The sequence below is a fragment of the Halomonas sp. A3H3 genome, from assembly GCF_000982975.1.
Lineage (GTDB): Bacteria > Pseudomonadota > Gammaproteobacteria > Pseudomonadales > Halomonadaceae > Vreelandella > Vreelandella titanicae.
Map to the genome: position 1 here is coordinate 2,995,454 of NZ_HG423343.1, position 21,199 is coordinate 3,016,652.

The 21,199-nt window shown below is 55.3% G+C and carries 19 protein-coding genes; 8 read left to right on the forward strand and 11 right to left on the reverse strand.

The window, feature by feature from the left end:
* Window position 1: 1 nt before the first annotated feature.
* The 7 genes from HALA3H3_RS13230 to HALA3H3_RS13260 form a co-directional block, all read right to left on the reverse strand.
* Entirely contained in the window at window positions 2–1,006 is a 1,005-nt protein-coding gene (locus tag HALA3H3_RS13230) for a hypothetical protein (protein WP_009287461.1), read from the reverse strand.
* 23 nt (window positions 1,007–1,029) lie between these two features.
* Window positions 1,030–1,557 (reverse strand): acyl-CoA thioesterase, encoded by a 528-nt coding sequence (locus HALA3H3_RS13235; protein ID WP_009287460.1) that lies wholly within the window; start codon window positions 1,555–1,557, stop codon window positions 1,030–1,032.
* 91 nt (window positions 1,558–1,648) lie between these two features.
* Window positions 1,649–2,959 carry a short-chain fatty acid transporter gene (locus HALA3H3_RS13240; protein ID WP_022522076.1) on the reverse strand — a complete coding sequence of 437 codons (1,311 nt, stop codon included), beginning with the start codon at window positions 2,957–2,959 and terminating at the stop codon, window positions 1,649–1,651.
* A gap of 158 nt (window positions 2,960–3,117) precedes the next feature.
* Window positions 3,118–4,416, reverse strand: a complete 1,299-nt coding sequence (locus HALA3H3_RS13245; protein WP_022522077.1) for an MATE family efflux transporter — start codon at window positions 4,414–4,416, stop codon at window positions 3,118–3,120.
* A gap of 5 nt (window positions 4,417–4,421) precedes the next feature.
* Complete coding sequence (locus tag HALA3H3_RS13250; protein ID WP_008957577.1) at window positions 4,422–4,670, reverse strand: YfhL family 4Fe-4S dicluster ferredoxin; 249 nt, start codon at window positions 4,668–4,670, stop codon at window positions 4,422–4,424.
* Between the two features lie 222 nt (window positions 4,671–4,892).
* Complete coding sequence (gene coaD, locus HALA3H3_RS13255; protein ID WP_022522078.1) at window positions 4,893–5,387, reverse strand: pantetheine-phosphate adenylyltransferase; 495 nt, start codon at window positions 5,385–5,387, stop codon at window positions 4,893–4,895.
* Window positions 5,384–7,267: a beta-ketoacyl synthase gene (locus HALA3H3_RS13260; RefSeq protein WP_053857192.1), complete on the reverse strand. Its 1,884-nt coding sequence runs from the start codon at window positions 7,265–7,267 to the stop codon at window positions 5,384–5,386. The genes coaD and HALA3H3_RS13260 overlap by 4 nt, the downstream gene beginning before the upstream one ends.
* 221 nt (window positions 7,268–7,488) lie before the next feature.
* Here HALA3H3_RS13260 and trmB point away from each other — a divergent pair, with 221 nt between their 5' ends.
* Genes trmB through HALA3H3_RS13290 form a run of 6 tightly spaced genes read left to right on the forward strand, consistent with a single transcriptional unit; the run spans window position 7,489 to window position 14,343 of the window.
* Window positions 7,489–8,154 carry a tRNA (guanine(46)-N(7))-methyltransferase TrmB gene (gene trmB / locus HALA3H3_RS13265; protein WP_022522080.1) on the forward strand — a complete coding sequence of 222 codons (666 nt, stop codon included), beginning with the start codon at window positions 7,489–7,491 and terminating at the stop codon, window positions 8,152–8,154.
* Window positions 8,151–8,480, forward strand: a complete 330-nt coding sequence (locus HALA3H3_RS13270; RefSeq protein ID WP_022522081.1) for a DMT family transporter — start codon at window positions 8,151–8,153, stop codon at window positions 8,478–8,480. The genes trmB and HALA3H3_RS13270 overlap by 4 nt, the downstream gene beginning before the upstream one ends.
* A 9-nt stretch (window positions 8,481–8,489) precedes the next feature.
* Window positions 8,490–9,965 (forward strand): D-alanyl-D-alanine carboxypeptidase/D-alanyl-D-alanine endopeptidase, encoded by a 1,476-nt coding sequence (dacB, locus tag HALA3H3_RS13275; protein ID WP_022522082.1) that lies wholly within the window; start codon window positions 8,490–8,492, stop codon window positions 9,963–9,965.
* 34 nt (window positions 9,966–9,999) lie between these two features.
* A complete protein-coding gene (locus HALA3H3_RS13280) occupies window positions 10,000–10,371 on the forward strand; it encodes a diacylglycerol kinase (RefSeq protein ID WP_022522083.1) in 372 nt (123 codons plus the stop codon).
* 49 nt (window positions 10,372–10,420) lie between these two features.
* Window positions 10,421–13,393, forward strand: coding sequence for a bifunctional [glutamate--ammonia ligase]-adenylyl-L-tyrosine phosphorylase/[glutamate--ammonia-ligase] adenylyltransferase (gene glnE, locus HALA3H3_RS13285; protein ID WP_009287455.1), 2,973 nt, complete (start codon window positions 10,421–10,423; stop codon window positions 13,391–13,393).
* Window positions 13,394–13,449: 56 nt separating this feature from the next.
* Window positions 13,450–14,343 carry an AEC family transporter gene (locus HALA3H3_RS13290; RefSeq protein WP_022522084.1) on the forward strand — a complete coding sequence of 298 codons (894 nt, stop codon included), beginning with the start codon at window positions 13,450–13,452 and terminating at the stop codon, window positions 14,341–14,343.
* Window positions 14,344–14,390: 47 nt separating this feature from the next.
* Here the strand turns inward: HALA3H3_RS13290 and HALA3H3_RS13295 are convergent, their stop codons facing one another.
* Window positions 14,391–14,774: a hypothetical protein gene (locus tag HALA3H3_RS13295; protein WP_022522085.1), complete on the reverse strand. Its 384-nt coding sequence runs from the start codon at window positions 14,772–14,774 to the stop codon at window positions 14,391–14,393.
* A gap of 186 nt (window positions 14,775–14,960) precedes the next feature.
* Between HALA3H3_RS13295 and HALA3H3_RS13300 the strand changes: the two genes are divergently transcribed.
* The gene (locus HALA3H3_RS13300; protein ID WP_009287453.1) at window positions 14,961–16,586 is read left to right on the forward strand and encodes a BCCT family transporter; all 1,626 of its coding nucleotides are present in this window, start codon (window positions 14,961–14,963) and stop codon (window positions 16,584–16,586) included.
* Between the two features lie 278 nt (window positions 16,587–16,864).
* On the opposite strand, the gene HALA3H3_RS13305 is transcribed toward HALA3H3_RS13300, so the two are convergent.
* From HALA3H3_RS13305 to HALA3H3_RS13315, 3 genes are read right to left on the reverse strand one after another with little or no spacing between them, the layout of a single operon-like run.
* On the reverse strand, window positions 16,865–18,157 hold the full coding sequence (locus tag HALA3H3_RS13305) for a GGDEF domain-containing protein (RefSeq protein WP_022522087.1): 1,293 nt from the start codon (window positions 18,155–18,157) through the stop codon (window positions 16,865–16,867).
* On the reverse strand, window positions 18,154–18,867 hold the full coding sequence (locus HALA3H3_RS13310) for a substrate-binding periplasmic protein (RefSeq protein WP_022522088.1): 714 nt from the start codon (window positions 18,865–18,867) through the stop codon (window positions 18,154–18,156). Before HALA3H3_RS13310 ends, HALA3H3_RS13305 begins: the two co-directional genes overlap by 4 nt.
* Window positions 18,868–18,873: 6 nt before the next feature.
* The gene (locus tag HALA3H3_RS13315; protein WP_223828111.1) at window positions 18,874–19,599 is read right to left on the reverse strand and encodes a substrate-binding periplasmic protein; all 726 of its coding nucleotides are present in this window, start codon (window positions 19,597–19,599) and stop codon (window positions 18,874–18,876) included.
* 200 nt (window positions 19,600–19,799) lie between these two features.
* On the opposite strand from HALA3H3_RS13315, the gene HALA3H3_RS13320 reads away from it, so the two are divergent.
* Window positions 19,800–21,191 (forward strand): MFS transporter, encoded by a 1,392-nt coding sequence (locus HALA3H3_RS13320; RefSeq protein WP_022522090.1) that lies wholly within the window; start codon window positions 19,800–19,802, stop codon window positions 21,189–21,191.
* Window positions 21,192–21,199 lie beyond the last annotated feature (8 nt).

The following is a 21,199-nucleotide window of genomic DNA, read 5'->3' on the forward strand; positions in this document are numbered from 1 at the left end:
ATTACTCGTAGCGGTCTTTCCAGCCCTGGTGGCGCACCTGGTCTTTAAGCATTTCGAGGACGTCGTACAGCACCTGCTCGGTGACCCGATTGCTGCCTTCGTCAACCGTCAGCCAGGTGTCGAAGCCGCTGTCGGCGGTGCGCTCCACTAACTGCCTAAACTCATCCGAATGAATGCCTAGCAGCAGCTCATCGACTAGCCGTTGAGCAACGCCGCTGAGTGATGCTTCCATCGCGCTGGTGGCCTGCTGCCCCATGGGCAGGCGGTTAAGGCGCTGAATCTCGGGGCTTTCCCGTAGCGTGCGGCTAACTAAATCACTGATTGCCGCCATAATGGATTGGCGGTTGTGCTGGTAGGCTTTGCCGATAGTGCTCTCCAGCCGCTGAGCGATCTCATGAATCAGCTGAGCTTTGCGGGGCATGATCACACGTTCAATCACGCGCTCGGTCAGCGAATCGCTGGCGCGTATCTGCTGCTGTACATTGCCCAATAGACGCAGGGCGATGCGGTCGGAAAGCTCCTCAAGCAGAATGTCGTAATACTTGGCCACAAATTGATAGATGTACCAGTGGGTAACATCAATAAGGCCGAGGCGATGCAGCCGATTGATTAACGATACAACGCGTAAAATACGCAGTAGTCGGAAGCCCGCGAGGGGAATGCAGCCCAGCACATCGTACCAGTGCACGAAGGGGTAGAAAAACCAGCGGTGGTAGCGCCGCTCGGCAATCGCGATTGACCAGCCCAGCAGTACGTCGGCGATAAAAAAGCTGACAAATACCAGGTCGATGGTGATAAAACGGCTATGAATCACGTCATCGTAGAAGGTGTGAAAACCGGGGGCGAGGTTGGCGATGCCCTGGTTAATAGGGTCAAGCAGAAACAGCGAATCAAACAGCAGTAGCGATAGATTAATCACCACTAGCGTCAGAATAAAAAAATCCCAACCAATATGGGCGTATTCAACCGCTTTAGGCAGGTGTGGATAGCGTTCCCTGGCGGGCATACGAACTCCTTGTCGTTGGGTCTTTAATGGGCCTGGGACTGGTAATGCTGCTGGGTCAGCAGTTCCTCTTTTTCTGCCTGTTTGCGTAATTTTTTGCGCAGTGCCGCCTTTTCAAAACGCAGTTCCTGGAGCGGTGTGGCCAACTTGAGCGGCGGTACGCTAGCGGGTTTACCATCAGCGTCCACTGCTACCATGGTGAGGTAGCAACTGTTGGTATGGCGGATCAGCTTATTACGAATATCTTCAGCCACGACCTTGATGCCCACTTCCATCGACGAGCGACCAACATGATTAACGCTGGCTAGAAAGGTGACCAGCTCACCGACATGAATCGGCTGCTTAAACAACACCTGATCCACTGACAGCGTCACCACATAGTGGCCCGAATAGCGGCTGGCGCAAGCAAAAGCGACTTCATCGAGCTTTTTAAGAATTGCACCACCATGGACTTTGCCGCTGAAATTCGCCATATCGGGCGTCATCAATACGGTCATGGAGAGTTCATGCTGCCCAGGCAGGGCAGCGTTAGCGCTGATTTCGGCGTCTGTCATTCGGTGCTCCTGCTCCTACGTGAGACCAATAACGGCTGCCCGTTACTCATATGCTGGGCAAACGGAGCGACGGGCAGTCATTGGCGGTTGTTTAAAACCATACCAGACCGACGGAAATAATAATGCCGGTGATAAAAAGCTGAATCAGGCAGAAGCCCATAATATCTTTCGCCTTTAGGCCCGCAATGGCGAGCACCGGGAGTGCCCAGAAGGGCTGTAGCAGGTTAGTCCAGGCATCGCCCCAAGCCACCGCCATGGCAACCCGCGGAATATCAGCTCCTAAGGCCTGAGCAGCCGGTAGCATCACCGGTGCCTGAACTGCCCACTGGCCGCCGCCGGAAGGGACGAATAGGTTGACAATACCCGCGCTGATAAACGACCAGAACGGCAGTGTATTGGTGGTGGCAAAGGAGACCAGCCACTCGGACATGCTCTCTGCTAGCCCGGACTGCACCATAATGGCCATGATGCCAGCGTAAAATGGGAATTGTATGACAATCCCTGCGCCGCCTTTAATAGCTTCGTGCAGGCTATTGAGCAGATTACGCGGCGTGCGGTGCAACACAATGGCTAGGAACAGAAACATAAAGTTAACGACGTTAAGGTTTAAGCCACCACCCCTTAGCAGGAAGTGATCAAGCAAGAACAGCAGCCCCGGCACACCGACCAGCAGGGCGAGGGTAAAGCTATTTTCCAGGCGTTCAGCAGGACGAGTAATGCGGCCAACCGGCTCGGGCTCTTCATTCAGAACATTTGGGTCGACATAGACACTATCCTTCTCATCCGGCAGCATCATGCGGTTTACCAGTGGGATGGCAATAAATAGGCAGGCCACAATAGCGAGGTTGAAGAAGGCGAAAATCGTAGAGCCGGTACCAATCACTCCAATTTGATCGGCGGAAAAATGCCCTTCGGTAGCGATGGTTAGCGGTATTGAGCCTGCCAAACCGCCGTGCCACACCACAAAGCCTGAGTAAGCACTGGCCACTAATAGCCGATAGTCAACGCGGATCAGCCGAGCCAGCTCTTTGGCAAATAGCGCGCCGACCACAAGGCCAAACCCCCAGTTAATCCAGCTGGCCGCCAATGAGACCAGCGTCACTAGGATGATTGCACCGCCAGGGGATTTAGCAGTACCGGCTATTTTCTGCAGAATGCGTTTTACTGGCGGTGAGCTTGCCAGCATAAAACCGGTGACCAGCACCAGCAGCATCTGCATAGAGAACGTCAGCAAGCCCCAGAAGCCATCACCCCAGAAGCGCAGTACTGCCAGCGGTGTTTGCCGCTCAATGGCGATTGCGGCGGCCGAGGCAATTAACGTCAGCAATAGTACGAAAATATACGGGTCGGGGAGATAGCGCTCCACCAGCTTTACCGCCGGTTTTGAGATCATTTTAAGCATGGGATGCTCTCTTTATTCATTATTAGGAAGTGGCTAAGCAAGGTCTTGGAAGTGTAACGGCATAGCTAATATACGGGTGAGTACGGAAATTTTCACGTTGAAGCTGCCCGCTTAATCTTACGTTAGCGTAGTTGAGGTTAATTGCGCCTGTTTTAACGCTAATGGTTTAACCGGTAGGGGCGATGGTAGTGAAAATAGTAGTAGACGATCAGCACCGCCGAGCGCACCAGCGTGAACAGCATAAACGCCAGCCAGAGCCCATGATTGCCCAATCCCTGGGTTAACCACCAAATGGGCAGGTAGGCGGCTAGGCCAATAAAGATACTGTTACGCATTTCACGTACCGCAGTGGTGCCAATAAACACCCCATCAAGGAGGTAGCTCCATACCGCAATCAGCGGCATGACGACCATCCAGGGCAAGTACTGCGCCGCAGTTGCACGCACCTCTTCAAGGCCGGTGAGCAGCGCTATGAGCGCATTGCCGCCCAGCGCGAACAGCAGGGCGGCAGCGCCAGCCGTCCATAATGAAAATCGCGCGGCGGCGCGCACAGTGGCGGCAAATTCCTGCCAATCCTGACGGCCATAGGCGCGCCCAATCAGTGATTCGGCAGCGTGGGCAAAGCCGTCCAGGGCGTAGCTGGTGAGCATGATAAATTGTAGCAGCACAGCGTTGGCAGCAAGCACTGTGTCGCCCTGGCGAGCGCCTTGAGCGGTAAAGAACGCCATGGCAAACAGCAGGCCGAGGGTGCGCACAAATAGGTTGGCGTTGACGTTAAACAGGGCTGTGTAAGCTGCGAGTGCCAGCAGACGCTCGCGCAAAAAATGGCCATCCAGTCGGGTTAGCTGGCGAAGCACCAGGTAGCTGCCAAACGCTAGGGCACTGTAGTCAGCGATTACGCTCGCCCAGGCCACGCCGTTGCTGGTCATTCCCAGACCCACCACAAACCATAAATCCAGCACGATATTAACGCTGTTGGTGAGCAGTAGAATCATTAGCGTAACGCGGGAGTTCTGTTGGCCCAAAAACCAGCCCAGAATGGCGTAGTTGGCGAGCACCGCCGGTGCAGACCAGAGGCGTATATGGGCGTACTCGCGGGCTAAATCGGTCGCTACTTCACTACCATCTAAGAGCCATAAACCGAGCGTAATCAGCGGCGAGGCAAACACAATCAGCAGGCTACCAATCACCAGCGCCATGATCAGCGACTGCCCCAGCAGGTTGCGCACGTCTGTATCGCTCTCGCGCCCCATGGCTTGGGCGACTAGCCCCGTAGTACCCATGCGCAAAAAGCCAAACCCCCAATAGAGGAAGCTAAACAGTGTGGCGCCGAGGGTAACGCCGGCTAAGTAGCGGGAGTCGGGCAAGTGCCCGACAACAGCGGTATCCACCAACCCGAGCAGTGGGACGGTGATATTGGAGAGGATGATTGGCCAAGCAAGGGCCCAAATCCGCATTGGGTTTAGGCGGCAGTGATGATGCGGTACTTCTTCATCAACTGTTCTTGGCTTTCGTGGCGTTCAGGGTCAAGTGGAATGCAGTCCACCGGGCAGACCTGTTGGCATTGAGGTTCGTCATAGTGACCCACGCACTCGGTGCATAGGTTAGGGTCAATGACGTAGATCTCCTCACCGGGGGAGATCGCATCATTGGGGCATTCGGGCTCGCAGACGTCGCAGTTAATGCACTCGTCGGTAATCATCAGGGCCATGGGCATACCTCGCAGATGGCATTAACACTCGGGCTTTGCACGAAAACTGCTTGCGCTCGTCCATACGTTGTTAAAAATCGGCTCAAAATACTCATTTACACCCTGTAAACTCCGTTTTTTCGCCGATTTTTGCCTAGTCTGGCCTTCGCTCAGCGACTTTTCGTACAAACCCCTAAGGTATCAATAGCAATACCTGAGTGTTTTACTCAACAATGGCGTTGGTTAGCTAGTGTAGTGGTTACGCAGCGCTTCGGCGACCTGAGGATGCACCAGGGGGGAAATATCGCCGCCAAGCTTGGCAATTTCGCGCACGATGGTTGAAGAGATATACGAATTTTCTACCGCGGGGGTTAAAAACACGCTCTCCAGCTCCGGATTTTGTGCGCGGTTCATATTGGCCAACTGCAGCTCGTACTCAAAGTCAGAGACCGCGCGCAGGCCGCGCAGAATGATTGTCGCACCCTGTTCGTGCATCATGGTTGTGAGCAGGGTCGAGAAGCCGATCACCTCAACGTTGGGCAGCGGCGCGCAGACCGCTTTCACTAAGCTCATGCGCGTTTCCAAGTCGAGGTGGGGGCTTTTGCCAGGGCTTGCCGCCACCGCGATGACCACTTTGTCGAACATCCGTGCGCCGCGCTCGATCAGGTCAAAATGGCCATTGGTGATAGGGTCGAAGGTGCCGGGGTAGACGGCGATATTCAGTTTGCGCGTGGTCATTCCTCGCTCTCCTCGTCCAGGCAGCCAAACGGGTTATCGCTGGTTAAGGAGACGGCGTGGTCGTAACCGGGGATATGAATCCGGTCAGCGTGAATATCCAGCTCTGGGCCCTCCAGCACCGCTTCACCAAACTGATAGCGTGGAGCGTAGTGGCCACGGTCTGCCTGGGCCAAGTAGGCCGCTGCCGCTTCGCGGGTGGTTTCGCGACGGGTTTTCCAGGCGTTCACCGCCGCCGCGCCGTGGCGCTGCGTCAGCAGGCGTTCGGTCACCGCAGGTGAAAGCACCACGCCGGTGGCGTTGTTGCCGCCGAAGCCCTTGGCGTTAATAAAAGCAGCGTCCGCGCGAAAAGTTTGTGCCGTTTGAGAAAAGCGCAGCCGCTCAGCATAGACATCGTCAGCCACCGTATCCAGCGTGGGAATGCCCGGCAGCAAGTCGTGGGCAAAACTACCCAGTGCGCTCGCCAACTGGTCGCCCGCCGCGGAGCCTTGTGAGTGGCCAATAAAGGCTTTAATCGCCACTACGGGCCAGTCGCTAATGCCGTTGGCGCGGGCAATTTCGTCGAACACATGGGATTCGGTAATGCGGTTTTTGGGTGTGCTGGTGCCGTGAGCGTGCAAAAAGCTGCGCTCTTTAAGGGATTTTTCTCCCAGCATATCGCGCACCAACGCAGTCGCTTTGCCGAGGGTGATGTAGTTGCCGATGCCCGGCGCCGAAATCGAGCGCTTGTAGCCATCGGCATTAACGAACACATCAGGCACCGCTCCGAGAATATCCGCGCCGACTTCCAACGCTAGGGCATCGTCCATCAGCAGCACGAACTGGCTGGCTTCCGCCATGGTAAAGCCACAGTTGCGCGCAAACGGACGGCAGGCGCGCTGATAATCGCTGTCGGTGAGCAGCTCCAGAGCATCCAGGGCTTTCAGGCCAGCGTCGTCAGCTAGCGCACCCATGGCCCGGAAACCCTCGATGATTTCCGGGGTGATGGGAGCGTCTGCAGTACCCACCATCACCACACGACGGCGTCCGGCGCGAATGTCATCAATACCCAGGCGCAGGTTATAGAGAAAGCTGGCACAGGCGCCTAACGCTGCGCCTGTGCCACCTACGCTACCCAGTACATAGGCATTCAAAAAGTCGGCGGGCATCTGACCATAGCCCAGAGGCATTTGCTTGGAGGTGGCGCGTTGACCACTCACCAGGCTTTTCAGTAAGCCGCCCCAGCCTTGATCGTCTAGCTGTCCAATGGAGTTCCCGGCGTACACGGCAATATGATCCGGATTTAACTGTTGGCGCAGCGTCTCCCAAGAAAGACCGCTGGCGCCCAGGCAGTCGCTGGCACCAAATACCGCCAGCGATAGCCCGCGGGGGTGGTGCACGCTGCGGTAGAGGTTTGCGGGGTCAAAGCCGCTGGGTAGCTGGGCCGCCGCGCGTACCTTGGGTAACTGCGCGTCGGGAAGCAGTACCTCTAACACCCCTGCAGGTACGCTCACCTCTACCTCGCGGACATCAATGTCGCGCACCTGCCAATCCTCCGGCAGGTGTTCGGGTAACTGGCGGCGGCGCAGGGTAAAGCGTAGCGGCTCGGCCAACTGCATACTGGCTTGCCGGTTTGACGGCATGCCAGGGTCGAGAAAGCGAGGGTCTTCGTTGCGTCGGATCAGGGTGTGGTTCAGCACCTGATCGCGCAGCGACTGCGCTGGAGCCTCTACGGGCTGACCTTGACTATCGTGCCACCCCTCTTCGGAGTGCTCGACTAGACGCATAAGCGCGGCCAAGCCTTCCAGTGTCTGGCGTTGCTGGTCAGCAGGAAGGGCATCAAGCACGGTGCGGCGGAAGGCCTGATGGCCAGAGGTTCTGCCAGCGGGATTGATGCCGCCCATGCCGACAATCACCGGTAAGTGTGACAAGCCGGGTTCCTCGTGGTGCGGTGGTGGTAATAACAATTATCGGCAAAAGTACTCGGTATATGATGCCTAGTACCATGCGCTTAATAAGTACGCTAAGAAGCACGTTATGCGTGATCATAGCACCGGCTGAGCAACGGCGTCATGCCGCAAGCGTTCGAGACTGATAGAATCACGCTTTTCAGCCGAGTAATGGCATGCAGCATACTTCTCGACCAGTGGTTTCTAATCAGCCAGGCCCACATCAGGATCTCGCCCGACGAGTGAGCCGAGCGTTAACGCATCCGCTACGTAAACCAATCGCCGAACACACGCAGCGCAGTTTCGCCCTGGCGGCAGAGTGGTTCGTGGGCCGTCAGGCACCGTTGATACTCGATTCGGGCTGTGGCGTGGGGATATCGACCCGCCAACTGGCGGTGCAGTTCCCTGCCCATGCGGTAATCGGCGTGGATCGCAGCGAGGATCGTTTGGGGCGCGATCACGGCCAGTTGCCTGACAATGCGCTGCTGGTAAGAGCGGATCTGGTCGACTTTTGGCGCTTGGCCTATCAGGCTGGCTGGGCGCCAGAGTATCACTTTCTCCTTTATCCGAACCCTTACCCCAAGGCGGGGCACCTAAAAATGCGCTGGCATGGCCATGCGGTTTTACCCACACTGTTGGCGCTTGGCGGGTGTCTTGAGTTGCGCTCCAACTGGTTCCTCTACGTTGAAGAGTTTGCTTTGGCAGTGGCACAGGTAACCGGCAAACAGGCAGCGGTGACTGAAATTGCGCCTAAAGGGGACTATTTAACCCCTTTCGAAGCTAAGTATGCTCAGAGTGGTCAGGTTCTGTGGCGTTTATGCGTTGAGTTGGAGCGAACATGACGTTTGTCTATTTGGTGTTGGCGATTGTGGCCGAAGTGATCGCCACGAGCGCCTTAAAAGCCTCCATGGGCTTCACGCGCCCGCTACCCAGCGTGGTGGTGGTAGTGGGTTACGGGTTAGCTTTTTATTTGCTCAGCCTGGTGCTGCGCACGCTGCCGGTAGGGGTTGCCTATGCGATTTGGGCAGGCCTGGGTATTGTGCTGGTCACCTTGGTCGGCATAGTGGTATTCGGTGAAAAGCCTGATTTGCCGGCGGTGATAGGAATTAGTTTGATAGTAGCAGGCGTGGTCATGCTGCAAATGTTTTCAAAAATGAATGTGCATTGAGGAGCTGTAATGGGGTGTTTTTTTGCTGTTAAGCGCATGCAGCGCTGGTCGCTGGTGACAGGTGTAGCCACATTGGCGCTGTGTGCCAGCACCAGTCTGTTCGCCGATTTCAATCGCCTGGGCCAACTGCAGAGCAAAGGCTTTTCGATTAGCGCGGAAGCACGCCTTTTGGATGCCGATGCAGGCGCCAATGCGTTGTTGGGCAGCATCACCCCGGATCGACAGCTGTCGCCCGCTTCGGTCACTAAAGCCTACTTGTCGGCGGCGGCGCTAAACCGTTTTGGCCCCCAGCACCGCTTTACCAGCCAACTGGTCAGCTCCGCTAGCATTGAAAATGGGGTGTTACGCGGTGACTTGGTGTTTGAGGGCGGCGGGGACCCGGGCCTAACCACTGAGAACCTTTGGCGCTTGGTGCAGCGTTTGCACTTAGCCGGGGTGCGTGAGGTAGAGGGGGCGTTGGTGGTCAGCCAGTGGCGCTTTGGGTCAGTGGACTGTATTACCACGGACCGCTGTAATGCCCTGACTCGGGTTGCCAATGCCTATAGCGCGCCGCTCTCCTCAGCTGGCGTTAACTTTGGTAGCTGGTGCGTTAATGTCGCACCAGCGACGAACGCGGGTGAGCCCGCCCAAGTGGGGCTATGCGATAGCCAGACGTCGCTGATCACCATTGATAACCAAGTAATCACCCGCCCCGCCAATAGCGGTACTGAGATTAGCGCTGAACGAATTACCGATGAGCGTGGCGACGTGATGCGCTTGACGGGGCAGATCTCCACCAATGCCACTGCACGCGATATCTACCGTGGCGCAGGGGATGCCGCCGAAACAACCGCGCAAGTGCTAATGGGCATGTTGAACCAGGCGGGTATACAGGTGCGCGAAGCGTGGCGCGTTAGCTCGTCTCAGCCGCCTAGCAGCGCCCAGCGTCTGGCGGCGGTGGACAGCCAGCCACTGCAAGAGCTATTGCTGCGCATCATGAACTACTCCAATAACTATATGGCCGATGTGCTGGCGCTGGATCTCGTCGAGACACCCCAGGCACAGCTACGCCAGGCGGGCCAGGCGATTGAAACTTACGCCCACAGCCTGCCCGGGCACGGGCCGTTAACATTGTATAGTGGTAGCGGACTGACCACTGAAAACCGCACATCGGCCCAGGGCGTTAACGTAATGCTGGAGGACATGTTTCGTCAAAGTAGCCTGTTTCCCAGCTTTGTGGCGGCCTTTCAGTCACCCGCTAACGGGGTAATGCGCTTCATTCGGCGAGGTTCCTCCACGTTTCAAAACAATGTCATGATCAAAACCGGCACGCTTAACCAACCTTTTGCAGTACGCGCCGCGGCGGGCTATTTTCGCACTGCGCAAGGGCGCTGGGGGGTGTTTAGTGTCATGGTCAATGGTAACGGCAGTACGCCTTATTTAAGCTGGACTGAAGTGCTGGATCCGTTGTCACAGGATCTAGAAGCAATGATGTTAGCGAATTGAACAAACTCTACGCTCACAAGGTGAGGCGATCTGCATGAAACCTGGGCATACCGGTTTAACACATTTGGTTCACTCCACGCGCTATTCGTGGAAAGGCCTGAAAGCGGCGTTCAGAAACGAGGCGGCTTTCCGTCAAGAGGTCGGCATTACGGTAGTACTGCTGCCGCTTGCCTGGTGGATCGGTGAAGGACCTATCAGTTGGCTACTGCTAGTGGGTAGTCTGTTTTTTGTACTGATAGTGGAGCTGCTTAATAGTGCGATTGAGAACGTGGTGGATCGGATTGGTACCGAGCACCATGAGCTTTCAGGGCGGGCCAAGGATATTGGTTCGGCGGCGGTGATGCTGTCGCTGATCATGGCCGGGCTTACCTGGGGGCTATTGGGCTGGGAAAAATTCTTTAGCTAAGCAGGTAATTGAAAGCGAACGTTTTTGACGCGCTGTCAGCGAGGTAGTTATGCAAGTGAACGACGATTTCTTACCGTTGTCGACGCTGCCAGCGTCGTTACATACCGCCACCCAATCCGCCTGGAAGCGGCTACGCGAGGCGCTTGCTCAAGCCGATAATGTCGCCGAGATGACCAAGCAGGAATTGCCTTCCAGTAATTGGCAAGGGCTTTCGGAGCAGCGTCGCGAGGCGCTTGCTAAAGTATTGACCATCTCGACCTTCGCGCTGGATACCTTGGTTCGCTACCCCCAGTGGTTGGCCGAGTTGGATATTGCCGGTGAGTTGGACGTAAACCCAGGTCGAGATGAGCTGGCTAGCTGGCTGAGTGAGTCACTTGAGAGTGCCGAAGACGAAGAGGCGATGCAGCGGGTAATCCGCCGTTTTCGTCGCAAGCGTATGCTGGGGATTATCTGGCGTGACCTTAACCGTGCCTCTGGCCATAGCATGTGGAGTACCGCCACGGCGGTGTCTGAGCTTGCCGAAATATGCTTGGAAGCGGCATTAACCTGGCTTGAACGTTTTTACGCGCCGCGTTGGGGCTTACCTGCCCCACGTAAAGACGGCACGCCCCAGCGTCTGGTGATTCTGGGTATGGGCAAACTAGGTGCTGGGGAGCTGAACCTCTCTTCCGATATCGATCTGATCTTTGCCTTCCCTGAAAAAGGTGAGACGCAAGGTGGGCGCAAACCGTTAGAGCACCAGGAATACTTTACCAAGCTGGGGCAAAAGCTGATTGCCGCCCTGGATGCCATGACCGCCGATGGCTTCGCCTTCCGTGTCGATATGCGCTTGCGGCCTTTGGGCGACGGCGGGCCGCTGGTGGGCTGTTTTGCCATGCTCTCTAGCTACTACCAGGATCAAGGCCGCGAATGGGAGCGTTACGCCATGCTCAAGGCGCGCCCGGTCGCGGGGGATCTGGACGCGGGCGATGAGCTGTTGGCCGGGCTGCGCCCCTTTGTGTATCGCAAATACCTGGATTTTGGCGCCATTGAGTCGCTGCGTGAACTGAAAGCGATGATCAACCGCGAAGTGAAGCGCAAAGGCATGCAGAGCAATATCAAACTTGGCTCCGGCGGCATTCGTGAGGTTGAGTTCGTCGTGCAGGCGTTCCAACTGATTCGCGGCGGCCGCGATACGGAGCTGCAGGTGACATCGCTAAAAACGGCGCTCAATCGTTTGCCCGAGCTGGGCCTGTTGCCGCAGGAAGTGGTCGATGAGCTGCTGCCTGATTATGCTTTTCTGCGCGATGTCGAACACGCTCTCCAAGCACTGGAAGACCGTCAGACACAGACCTTGCCCAGCGATGATGCTGATCGTGAACGGGTAGCCTTCGCCATGGGGCATGAAGATTGGCCGGGGTTGATAGCCCAGCTTGACGAAGTGCGCGAGCGGGTGCGCCAACACTTTGATGCCGTGATTGCCGACCCCGAAGAGGATGTCGATGAGGCCAACGATGATAGCCAGCTTGGCTTGGCTCAGTGGCGGCTTATTTGGCGCGGCGAGTTAGAAGTGCAGGAGGCCAGCGCGTACCTGGCCGAGGCGGGTTTTAACGAGCCAGAAAAAGCCTTGAAGCGGCTGCATAGCCTTTATCATTCTCGGCAAGTGCAAAGCATGCAGCGGATTGGCTTCGAGCGCTTGGATGCGTTAATGCCGCTGCTGTTGGATGCGGTGGCGGGCAATGAAGCACCGGATACCGCGCTTGAACGGGTACAGCCGCTGATTGAGGCCGTACTGCGGCGTACAGCTTACCTTGCGCTGCTGCGCGAAAACCCCCAGGCGCTCGAACACCTGATGCGCTTGTGCGCCGCGAGCCCCTGGATAGCTGAACAGCTGTCGCGTTATCCCATTCTGCTCGACGAGCTGCTGACGCCAGAAACGCTGTATACCCCCGCCGATAAAGCGCGCCTTGCCGATGAGCTGCGCCAAACGCTGAATCGTTTGCCAGAGGATGATGAAGAGGCCCAGCTAGAGGCATTGCGCGTTTTTAAACACGCTCAAACCCTGCACGTAGCGGCGTCGGATATCGTGGGTACTCGGCATCTAATGAAAGTAAGCGATTACTTAACCTATATCGCCGAAGTCATTCTCGATGCCGTGTTGGCGATGGCGTGGAAGCATATTACCCGCAAGCACGGTGTTCCTGAGGGGCTGAATGCCGGGGAAGCGGCTTTTCTGATCGTTGGTTACGGCAAACTGGGCGGCATTGAGCTGGGCTACAGCTCCGATTTAGATCTTGTTTTCCTTCACGATAGCGATGGTCAGGGCACAACTGATGGTCCACGACCCATTGATACGCCAGTGTTTTTTACCCGTCTGGGACAGCGTATTATTCACCTGCTCACCGCGGTAACGCCCACCGGCACGCTGTATGAAGTGGATATGCGCCTGCGGCCTTCGGGTAATTCAGGACTATTGGTGACATCGCTTAAAGCCTTTGCCGAGTATCAGCGTCAGAATGCCTGGACCTGGGAGCACCAGGCATTGGTGCGCGCCCGGGTGGTGGCGGGTAGCGATTCGCTGGCCGAGAAATTCAGTCAGTTACGGGGCGATATTCTAGGTGGTGAGCGAGATAAAGCTGCACTGCGCGAAGAGGTGGTCAAGATGCGTCAGAAAATGCGCGACCATCTGGGCAGTAAAACCACCAGCAATACCTTTAACGTCAAACACGATGCGGGCGGTATGGTGGATATCGAGTTTCTCTGCCAATACGCGGTGTTAGCGCTTGCTCACCAAACGCCTGCGTTACTTACCTACAGCGATAATATCCGCATTCTAGAGAGCCTGACCGAGAGTGGGCACTTACCAGCTGAAGAGGCAGAGCGTCTTCGCGAGGCTTATCTGGCTTATCGCAGCGCTACGCACCGAGCGGCGCTCACCGGTCAGAAAGCACTCAGCGATGGTGAGGAATTCCGTGCGCATCGCGATATAGTCACCGCGCTCTGGCAGCGCTTTCTTGAACCTTCCACCGCCGATAACCGCTAGTCAGACGGTAACCAGGACGCAACAGTGATAACAAGGAATAGGGCTGGGCGGTCCGTATGATTGGACATATTCTGGCCACGCTATTGCCAGTATTTTTAATCGCTGGCTGTGGCGCAGCCTATGGGCGCTACCGTACACCGGATATTCGCAGTCTCAATACCCTCAACATGGAGCTGTTCGTTCCGCTATTGGTGTTCGCCGTGCTGGCTGACCGGCAAGCGCCGTTAGCTGAGTACGCCTGGCTGGCCACGGCAGCGATAGCAGTAGTGCTGGGGTCGGGGCTTGTACTTTGGCCGCTGGCAAAGTGGCTAAAGCTGGATAGCAAAATCTTCCTTCCGCCGATGATGTTCAACAATGCGGGCAATATGGGCGTACCGCTGCTGGTGTTGGCATTTGGTGCTGAGGCGCTTCCTGCGGCGGTGGTGGTGTTTATCGTTGAAATGCTGCTGCACTTTTCGGTGGGGCTTTACATGCTTAACCCGCGCACTTCGCTATGGCGAATGCTGCGCATGCCAATTGTACTCGCGAGTCTGGCGGGTTTAGCGGTGAATATCAGTGGCCTGCCGCTGCCTGGCTGGCTGCTGGAGGCGATGCATATGCTAGGCGGGGTATGTATTCCGCTAATGCTGTTTGCGTTAGGGGTGCGGCTCTTGGAGATCGACTTTAGCGATTGGCGTATGGGGATACTGGGGGCGGTGCTGTGTCCGATTTCCGGATTAGTAATTGCTTTGCCGTTGATGTGGCTACTGCCACTAAATGCGCTTCAGGCGGCGGTGCTGCTGGTATTTGCGGCACTGCCGCCTGCGGTGTTGAATTACTTGGTCGCAGAGCAGTATAAGCTGGCGCCACAAAAAGTGGCTTCGCTGGTGCTGATTGGTAACCTGGGCAGTCTGGTCGTTATGCCGCTGACCTTGGCCGCGGCATTTACCTGGGTTTACGCGCCGCTGTAACAAAGTATACGGCACTAGGTGGCGCGAAAAAGTGACTAACGGGTTAATTAACGATCATCTTTAACTTCATAGCTGCCTTCCAAGACATCCTGATGACCAGGACGGTTTTGCGCAGACGTATGCGGGGAAGCATGTCCGTGAGAATGCCCTTGAGAATATCCCCCACCTATATCCTGTGCCTGCTGGGCGCGCATCTGCTCCATACGCTTTTTCATTTTATGGCGCATAAACGGCATCATTGCCCAGCCAATCAGCAAGAAAAACAGGCCGAGTACCACGCCGACTATCATTAACGCGCCAAACGCCAGCCACGTGAGCAGCAGCTTCAAGCTGCCCGCCACTCCGGTGGGTTGAGTTTGCGCAGCACGGGCGCGCCATTGGTTAGCCGCTTGCCATGCAGCGTTGCGTTGGTCGCGATTCATCTGTGGCATGAGAGCCTCCATCGGTTATTCGCACCCATTGGAACACAGTAGCTCTAGCAAGTTCACTGCTTGGCCACAGTGCGATTAGATTTTTCAACTGTTACCATTAAGCTGTACAAGGCAAGTTTAGTTGTACAAGCATGCGCTTAATACGCAGTGCTTACCTAAACAGAGCTCATTTAACAGGACGGTTATATGGCTAATCATGGAGGCAAGTCGGTATTCATCGCATCGGTGGTGATTATTTTTGGCTTGGTAGTTGTTGGGGCGTCATTTCCTGAAGGATTTGCAAACGTTGCAGAGGGCGCACTGACTACTGTTACCGGGCTATTCGGGTGGTTTTATCTATTTTCGGTTTTTGGTTTTGTCATTTTTCTGTTTGGTCTGGCGCTAAGCAAGTATGGCAAGGTGCGCTTAGGCCCCCAGGACAGTCGACCCAACTATACATTCTTTTCGTGGATCAGCATGCTGCTGGCCGCAGGCTTTGGTGTCGGACTGGTCTTCTATGGCATGGCGGAACCCATGTTTCACTTCATTGAGCCGCCCTATGGCGACAGAACCGCCGAAACCGAAGCGGCCGCCCGCTACGCTATTCAATACAGCTACTTTAACTGGGGGATACACCAGTGGGCAGCTTTCTCGATTGTCGGTTTGATCATTGCCTATTTTCAGTTCCGAAAAGGGCAGGCAGGACTGGTGTCGTCCGTACTGTCATCGATAACGGCTAAGAATCCTAAAATTCGTCCTTACGCTTCCTGGCTGGATGTATTTGCCGTGGTCGCCACCGTAATGGGGGTGGCTACCTCGTTAGGGTTAGGCGTGCTGCAGATGAATGGCGGTTTAAACGCTGTGTTTGGCCTGCCGGAGAACGGTTTCTGGCAGTTTGTGATTCTTTTCGTGATGTTCTGCGCCTATATGGCTTCCACCTGGTCGGGTTTGGATAAAGGCATTAAACGCCTCTCTAACCTTAATATGATTTTATGTATCGGGTTGATGCTGTATGTGCTGTTCACTGGCCCCACCGTGGCGATATTAGAGACCATCACGGTGGGGATTGGCGATTATCTGCAGAATTTTATCGGCATGAGCCTGCGCATTTCTCCCTATGGTGATAATGAGTGGGCAAGCAACTGGACGATTTTCTATTGGGCCTGGGTGATTGCCTGGTCGCCGTTTGTAGGTACCTTTATTGCCCGGGTATCACGGGGGCGTACCATCAAAGAGTATGTGTTTGGGGTGCTGTTCGTACCGCCGCTGCTGGCCTGTTTATGGATTGGCGTATTCGGTGGCGCGGCGCTGCACATGGAGTTGAACGGTACCGATATCGGTCTTGCTGCCGCAACCCAGGATAATATAACCGTCGCACTATTCGAGATGTTTGAGTTGATGCCCTTTACCGGCGTGCTGTCGGTCGTTGCGATGCTGCTGATCTTTATTTTCCTGGTCACCTCCGCTGACTCGGCCTCGTATATCGTGGCGCAAATGACCGATAATGGTTCGATCAATCCGCCGCTCTATAAGCGCGTCATTTGGGGTGTGCTGATCGCCGCTATTTGCCTGACGTTAATTGCCTCAGGTGGCTTAACGGGGCTGCAATCGGCTTCGGTGCTGTCGGCACTGCCGTTCACCTTTATCTTGTATATGATGGTGTTCGTATTAGTTCAGGAACTACGCGCCGACCGCAAGGCGATGCTAACGCAGCTTTATCGCCGCCATGGCGAAACGCCGGTGGGTGCGGACGCCTTTGAAGCCGAGCTGTTAGGTGAAGAAGAGCGCTTGCGCCGTGCACCGAGTGTGGTCAATCGGCGCATTAATAGTTAGCATCAGTTATCAGCACTAATAAAAAGTAACCAAGCCTTTGATTGCGGGGCAAGGTAGTTGGGGAGCAGCGACACATGAAGCGAAAATGCTGATGGCGCGGCAAGGGCGCCATGGAGCGACACGACGGCAGGCTAAAGGAGTTGCTTTCGATCGCTGGCTAGATAGGGTAGTCACAGTAGCGGTGCTAACGGCGATGATCATTGGTCTGGCTGCTGTGGCCGCTCACTGGCTGCTTTAAAGTACCAGCTCTGTGCAACATGTGTGCTTAACGCCCGGCTTTATGCCGGGCGTTTGCGTGTTTCGACCCGGTTTCGGCCCAGCCGTTTGGCGTGGTAAAGGTGCTGATCGGCACGCTCAATCAGCGCTTCAGCACTAATTGATAAGCCGGGCGACATGCTGGCAACACCCATGCTAACGGTAAGCTCTGAATGGGTGCTTGAAAAAGCATGAGGAATGGCCAGTGACAGCACTGCTTCGCGCAAGCAGTTGGCAACACCCACAGCGTCGTCATGATCCTGACCTGGCAGTACACAGACAAATTCTTCGCCGCCGTAGCGGGCGAGTAAATCCCTGGCGGGGGCAATGCACTGATTGAGCGCTTTTGCTACGGCGCGCAGGGTGTCGTCGCCCATGGCGTGCCCATAATGATCGTTAAATTCCTTAAAGTTATCGATATCGATAAAAATCACCGATAGCGGCTGCTGGGTTTGCTGCGCCAAGTGCCAGTGTTGTTGATAAAACTCATCGAAGTGGCGTCGGTTCGCCACGCCCGTCAAGCCATCCATATTAGAGAGATGATGGAGCTGGTCGCGCTGCTCCAAGCCTTGCTGAAACGCGTTTAACAAATGATCCAAACTATCCACCAGATGCCCTAACTCATCATGCTGATGTCCTCGCAACATTGGCTTGGGCCACTGGCCGGGACGATTGGGATCGGTTTGGGCAATAGCTGCGTGTACCTTGAGCAATGGGCGAGTAATAAATAGATGAAAAAAAGCGATCACCACTAGGCTTAAAATAAACGCCTCTAAAATACTCACCCCGACCACCGTGTAAATACGCGCGAGGAACTGCTGGGTTAAGTAGCCTTCTGCCAGCATCAGCTCAATCTCGCCGACGACCGCTTCCGGCATGTCGCTGCCCATGTAGTAGGCGAGGTCGGTTTGGTGGTGCAGTATATCGCCAAATAAATATTGGCTGAGCCACGTCGAATCAGCCTGTTTTGGCCTCTCAAATTCAGCCAGAGCGCGCCCAAAATCGTCACGAATCGACACCCATGCGACCTCGTCAGCATTAAATAGCCCATAGGCGATTTGGTGGGCGAGGTCGGGGTTAAGCTGGAAAGCGGCCTCTGCTGCGGCGCCGTTAACGACCGCCAACTGTTGAGTAATGCGTTGCTCGGTTTCCTGGCGCATATTGGTAGCGTGGCTGAGAAGTTCAATACTTCCTGCTACACCACTAATCAGCATAGCAATGAGCAGGGTGAGTAGCGCTTGCTTAGTGGTCAGGCTGCCTTTTTTAGGCGCGACGCCAGTGGTCAACATAGGAAAGCGAGGGCGGGGGCTTATCACTGGCTCTCCCCCTGCAGGGCATCCAGCTGGGCTTGCAGTCGCTCCAGCAGTGCTTTCGAAACGTTGAGGTGGCAGGCGAGATAAAGCGGTGCGCGATAAAAAGTAAATAAATGCGCTAGCGCGATGTCCTGTTCATGTGCCATAAATTCACCGGTTGCTTTGCCTGTCACAATCACATCTAGTAGCCCCGCCTTTAAACGCGCGATATTTTCTCGCTCCGAAGGAGCAAGTAGCACATTAATGCCGCTATCAGCGACGTAATCGCCTATGGCATCTTCCCTAAAACTGCCCACTCGCCAAGCGTTCAGCCCGGAAAGTGAATCAACATTGAGCCCACGCTCGGCTAAACTGAACGCTGCCCATTCATTGTCGACCAGTGGCCCCACCCAGTGAAACAGCGCTTCACGCTCAAGGGTGCGGGTGGTGGAGTAGACGCAATGGTTCTCCCTTAAGCGTGCTTCGGTGTAAGCGCGTGCCCAAGGCAGCAGCCGAAAATTAGCCTCTATGTCAGCTTGGCGAAGCGCATCACGTAGCAGTCGCGTCGCACTACCGATTATTTGCCCTTGGTCGTCCGAATAATTGAACGGTGGATACTCTTCGGTATTGATCGTCAGCGGCATCGCATGAAGTGGCAGACTGCAGCTACCGATAACGGTGATCAGGGCAACGCCCATGCAGTATTGCCATCGGCGAGTTAGGTCGTTAGCCATCGTCAACTACCTCTCGACTCGTCCCGCTTGCACCCTGTTTAAGGCCTGCTGCATCAGCGCTACCAAACGTGGATCCGTGGCTTTGTTGATGGCAAAGTATAGCGAAGATTCGCTGAGGGTGTGTGTGGGGGTTAAAATATCTTTAGGATAACCTTCTGACTCCGCTATCCAGCCAGCCACATTCTGACTGTAAGCCCATAGGTCAACTCGCCCGCGGGTTAGCATATTGAGTGCGCTTCGGTTATCAATAGCGGATACGAGTAAGTGCTCAGGATAGCCAGCTTCCAACAGTGCCTGGGCACCGATATCTTCCCGAATGACCGCTACGGTCAGGCCGCGATCAATCGCTTGAGCCAAAGAATCAACCACAATCGGTGCGTCGCGGTGGGCTAGCAGTACGACCCGGTCTTGAGCAATCGGCCCCACCCAGTGGAAATTGACCTCTCTTGAGGGCGTACGCGTAGTGGAAAATAGCACCGTATTAGGTTGGCTGCGCGCCAGCTCATAGCCGCGAATCCAAGGGTAGTGACGGACGTCATTACGGCTTAATGGTGTTTCTGTCGCTGCAAAAATAGCCTCCAACAAATCAATCGATATCCCGGTTAATTGCTGATTATCGATATAGTTATAGGGCGGGTACTCTTCAGTAATAAAGGTTAATGCCGCCAAGGTGTCGGGCTCATCAGCCTGTCCGCTTGCGACGATTGCCAGCCAGAGGCATAGCGTGGCCATCAACCTGGTTAAGGGTTGTCGGTACACTGGCCGTAGAGATGGCTGGGCTAATCCCATCGCAGTTCTATCCGTATTACTGATCAATCAATCAAACTTAGAGCAACGCTGGTCGGCTGTCATCTCTAATCTGCCAACGCAAGCCGTGGCGCCTTGGCGGTTCTATCTGCTAGCCTTACGGCTTCCCCTGTGAGAGAAAACTAATGCTGCCTGCTAACACTGCTAAGGCGACGGATGGCTACGCATCGCGTCGAGAAATTTTCGGCTGGGCGATGTTTGATTTTGCCAACCAGGCCTACACGCTTTTGATTATTACCGTGGTATTTGGCGAACTTTTCACCACAGTCATTGTGGGGGATCGGGGCGATAATTTCCGGTTGGCCAACTTTTTGTGGAGCCTGGCCTTGGCGATTAGTTATCTAATGGTGGTGATTACCGCGCCGTTGTGCGGAGCGGTGATGGATTACCGAGCGGAGAAAAAACGCTTTCTGCTGATTAGTTATCTCGCCACCGTGGTCACTACGGGCATGCTCTACTTCGTTGAGCCGGGCTATGTCGTTATCGGCTTGTTATTGATCGTGCTGTCTAACTACGCGTACTCCATGGGGGAGTCATTTATTGCTGCATTTTTACCTGAACTTGGGCCGCCGCAGTCGCTGGGCAAAATTTCTGGCTTTGGCTGGGCGCTCGGCTACATCGGTGGACTGTTTGCGGCAGGTTTTACCCTGGTGGTGCTAGGCGAGGCCAGCGCGGAAAACTTTGAGCGCATACGCTGGGTGGGGCCCTTTGCGGCCGGCTTTTTTCTGATTACCGCTATTCCTACGTTTTTATGGCTAAAAGAGCGAGGCACCCCTCAGCCCCGTGGCGTCTCTTATCGGCATATTGCCCTGAACCGCGTCACCACCACCCTTCACGAGCTGCGCTATTTTAAAGATCTGACGGTGTTTTTGATTTCACTGCTGTTCTCGATGGCTGGCGTCTACATCATCATCGCGTTCGCCTTTATTTATGGCGCTCAAGTGATCGGTTGGGATGAAAGCGTACGCAATATCATGTTTATTATTGTCCAAGTGACCGCTGCAGCGGGGGCTCTGGGGTTTGGCTGGATACAGGATCAGCTAGGTGCCAAGCGAACGTACCAAATGACCCTGGCGCTATGGGTGCTGGCGATTATTGCTATCTGGGCAACGCCGGAGATGACGCAGTGGGTAAACGGGCAGTTTGACCTGCAGTGGCAGGCACAGTACGTATTTTTGATAGTCGGCTGCCTGGCGGGGCTTAGCCTGGGTTCCAGCCAATCTGCCAGCAGGGCTCTGGTGGGGCTATTTTCACCCTTGGAGAAATCAGCCGAGTTCTTCGGCTTCTGGGGGCTGGCGAATAAGTTGGCAGGGGTGTTGGGGATCGTCATGCTGGGGGTGTTGCAGACGCTGGTTGGTTTGCAAGCGTCTATTCTATTATGTGTTGCCCTGTTCGTTATCGCGATGCTGATTTGCGCCAGGGTCAACGAGCGCCGTGGTCGGGAGGCGGCGCTTGCCTGGGAAGCCAACAGCTATAGCAACACTAATAACGCTAACGAGGCATCCTTACCTCAGTGAGGTGGAGC

Bases quoted from the DNA above. Each gene is read 5' to 3' on its own strand.
- HALA3H3_RS13320 (WP_022522090.1), top strand. From the start codon at position 19,800: ATGCTGCCTGCTAACACTGCTAAGGCGACGGATGGCTACGCATCGCGT.
- HALA3H3_RS13290 (WP_022522084.1), top strand. From the start codon at position 13,450: ATGATTGGACATATTCTGGCCACGCTATTGCCAGTATTTTTAATCGCT.
- dacB (WP_022522082.1), top strand. From the start codon at position 8,490: ATGGGGTGTTTTTTTGCTGTTAAGCGCATGCAGCGCTGGTCGCTGGTG.
- HALA3H3_RS13270 (WP_022522081.1), top strand. From the start codon at position 8,151: ATGACGTTTGTCTATTTGGTGTTGGCGATTGTGGCCGAAGTGATCGCC.
- trmB (WP_022522080.1), top strand. From the start codon at position 7,489: ATGCAGCATACTTCTCGACCAGTGGTTTCTAATCAGCCAGGCCCACAT.
- HALA3H3_RS13240 (WP_022522076.1), bottom strand. From the start codon at position 2,959: ATGCTTAAAATGATCTCAAAACCGGCGGTAAAGCTGGTGGAGCGCTAT.
- HALA3H3_RS13300 (WP_009287453.1), top strand. From the start codon at position 14,961: ATGGCTAATCATGGAGGCAAGTCGGTATTCATCGCATCGGTGGTGATT.
- glnE (WP_009287455.1), top strand. From the start codon at position 10,421: ATGCAAGTGAACGACGATTTCTTACCGTTGTCGACGCTGCCAGCGTCG.
- HALA3H3_RS13260 (WP_053857192.1), bottom strand. From the start codon at position 7,267: ATGGGCGGCATCAATCCCGCTGGCAGAACCTCTGGCCATCAGGCCTTC.
- HALA3H3_RS13245 (WP_022522077.1), bottom strand. From the start codon at position 4,416: ATGCGGATTTGGGCCCTTGCTTGGCCAATCATCCTCTCCAATATCACC.
- HALA3H3_RS13310 (WP_022522088.1), bottom strand. From the start codon at position 18,867: ATGGCTAACGACCTAACTCGCCGATGGCAATACTGCATGGGCGTTGCC.
- HALA3H3_RS13295 (WP_022522085.1), bottom strand. From the start codon at position 14,774: ATGCCACAGATGAATCGCGACCAACGCAACGCTGCATGGCAAGCGGCT.
- HALA3H3_RS13230 (WP_009287461.1), bottom strand. From the start codon at position 1,006: ATGCCCGCCAGGGAACGCTATCCACACCTGCCTAAAGCGGTTGAATAC.
- HALA3H3_RS13250 (WP_008957577.1), bottom strand. From the start codon at position 4,670: ATGGCCCTGATGATTACCGACGAGTGCATTAACTGCGACGTCTGCGAG.
- HALA3H3_RS13235 (WP_009287460.1), bottom strand. From the start codon at position 1,557: ATGACAGACGCCGAAATCAGCGCTAACGCTGCCCTGCCTGGGCAGCAT.
- HALA3H3_RS13280 (WP_022522083.1), top strand. From the start codon at position 10,000: ATGAAACCTGGGCATACCGGTTTAACACATTTGGTTCACTCCACGCGC.
- coaD (WP_022522078.1), bottom strand. From the start codon at position 5,387: ATGACCACGCGCAAACTGAATATCGCCGTCTACCCCGGCACCTTCGAC.
- HALA3H3_RS13315 (WP_223828111.1), bottom strand. From the start codon at position 19,599: ATGGCCACGCTATGCCTCTGGCTGGCAATCGTCGCAAGCGGACAGGCT.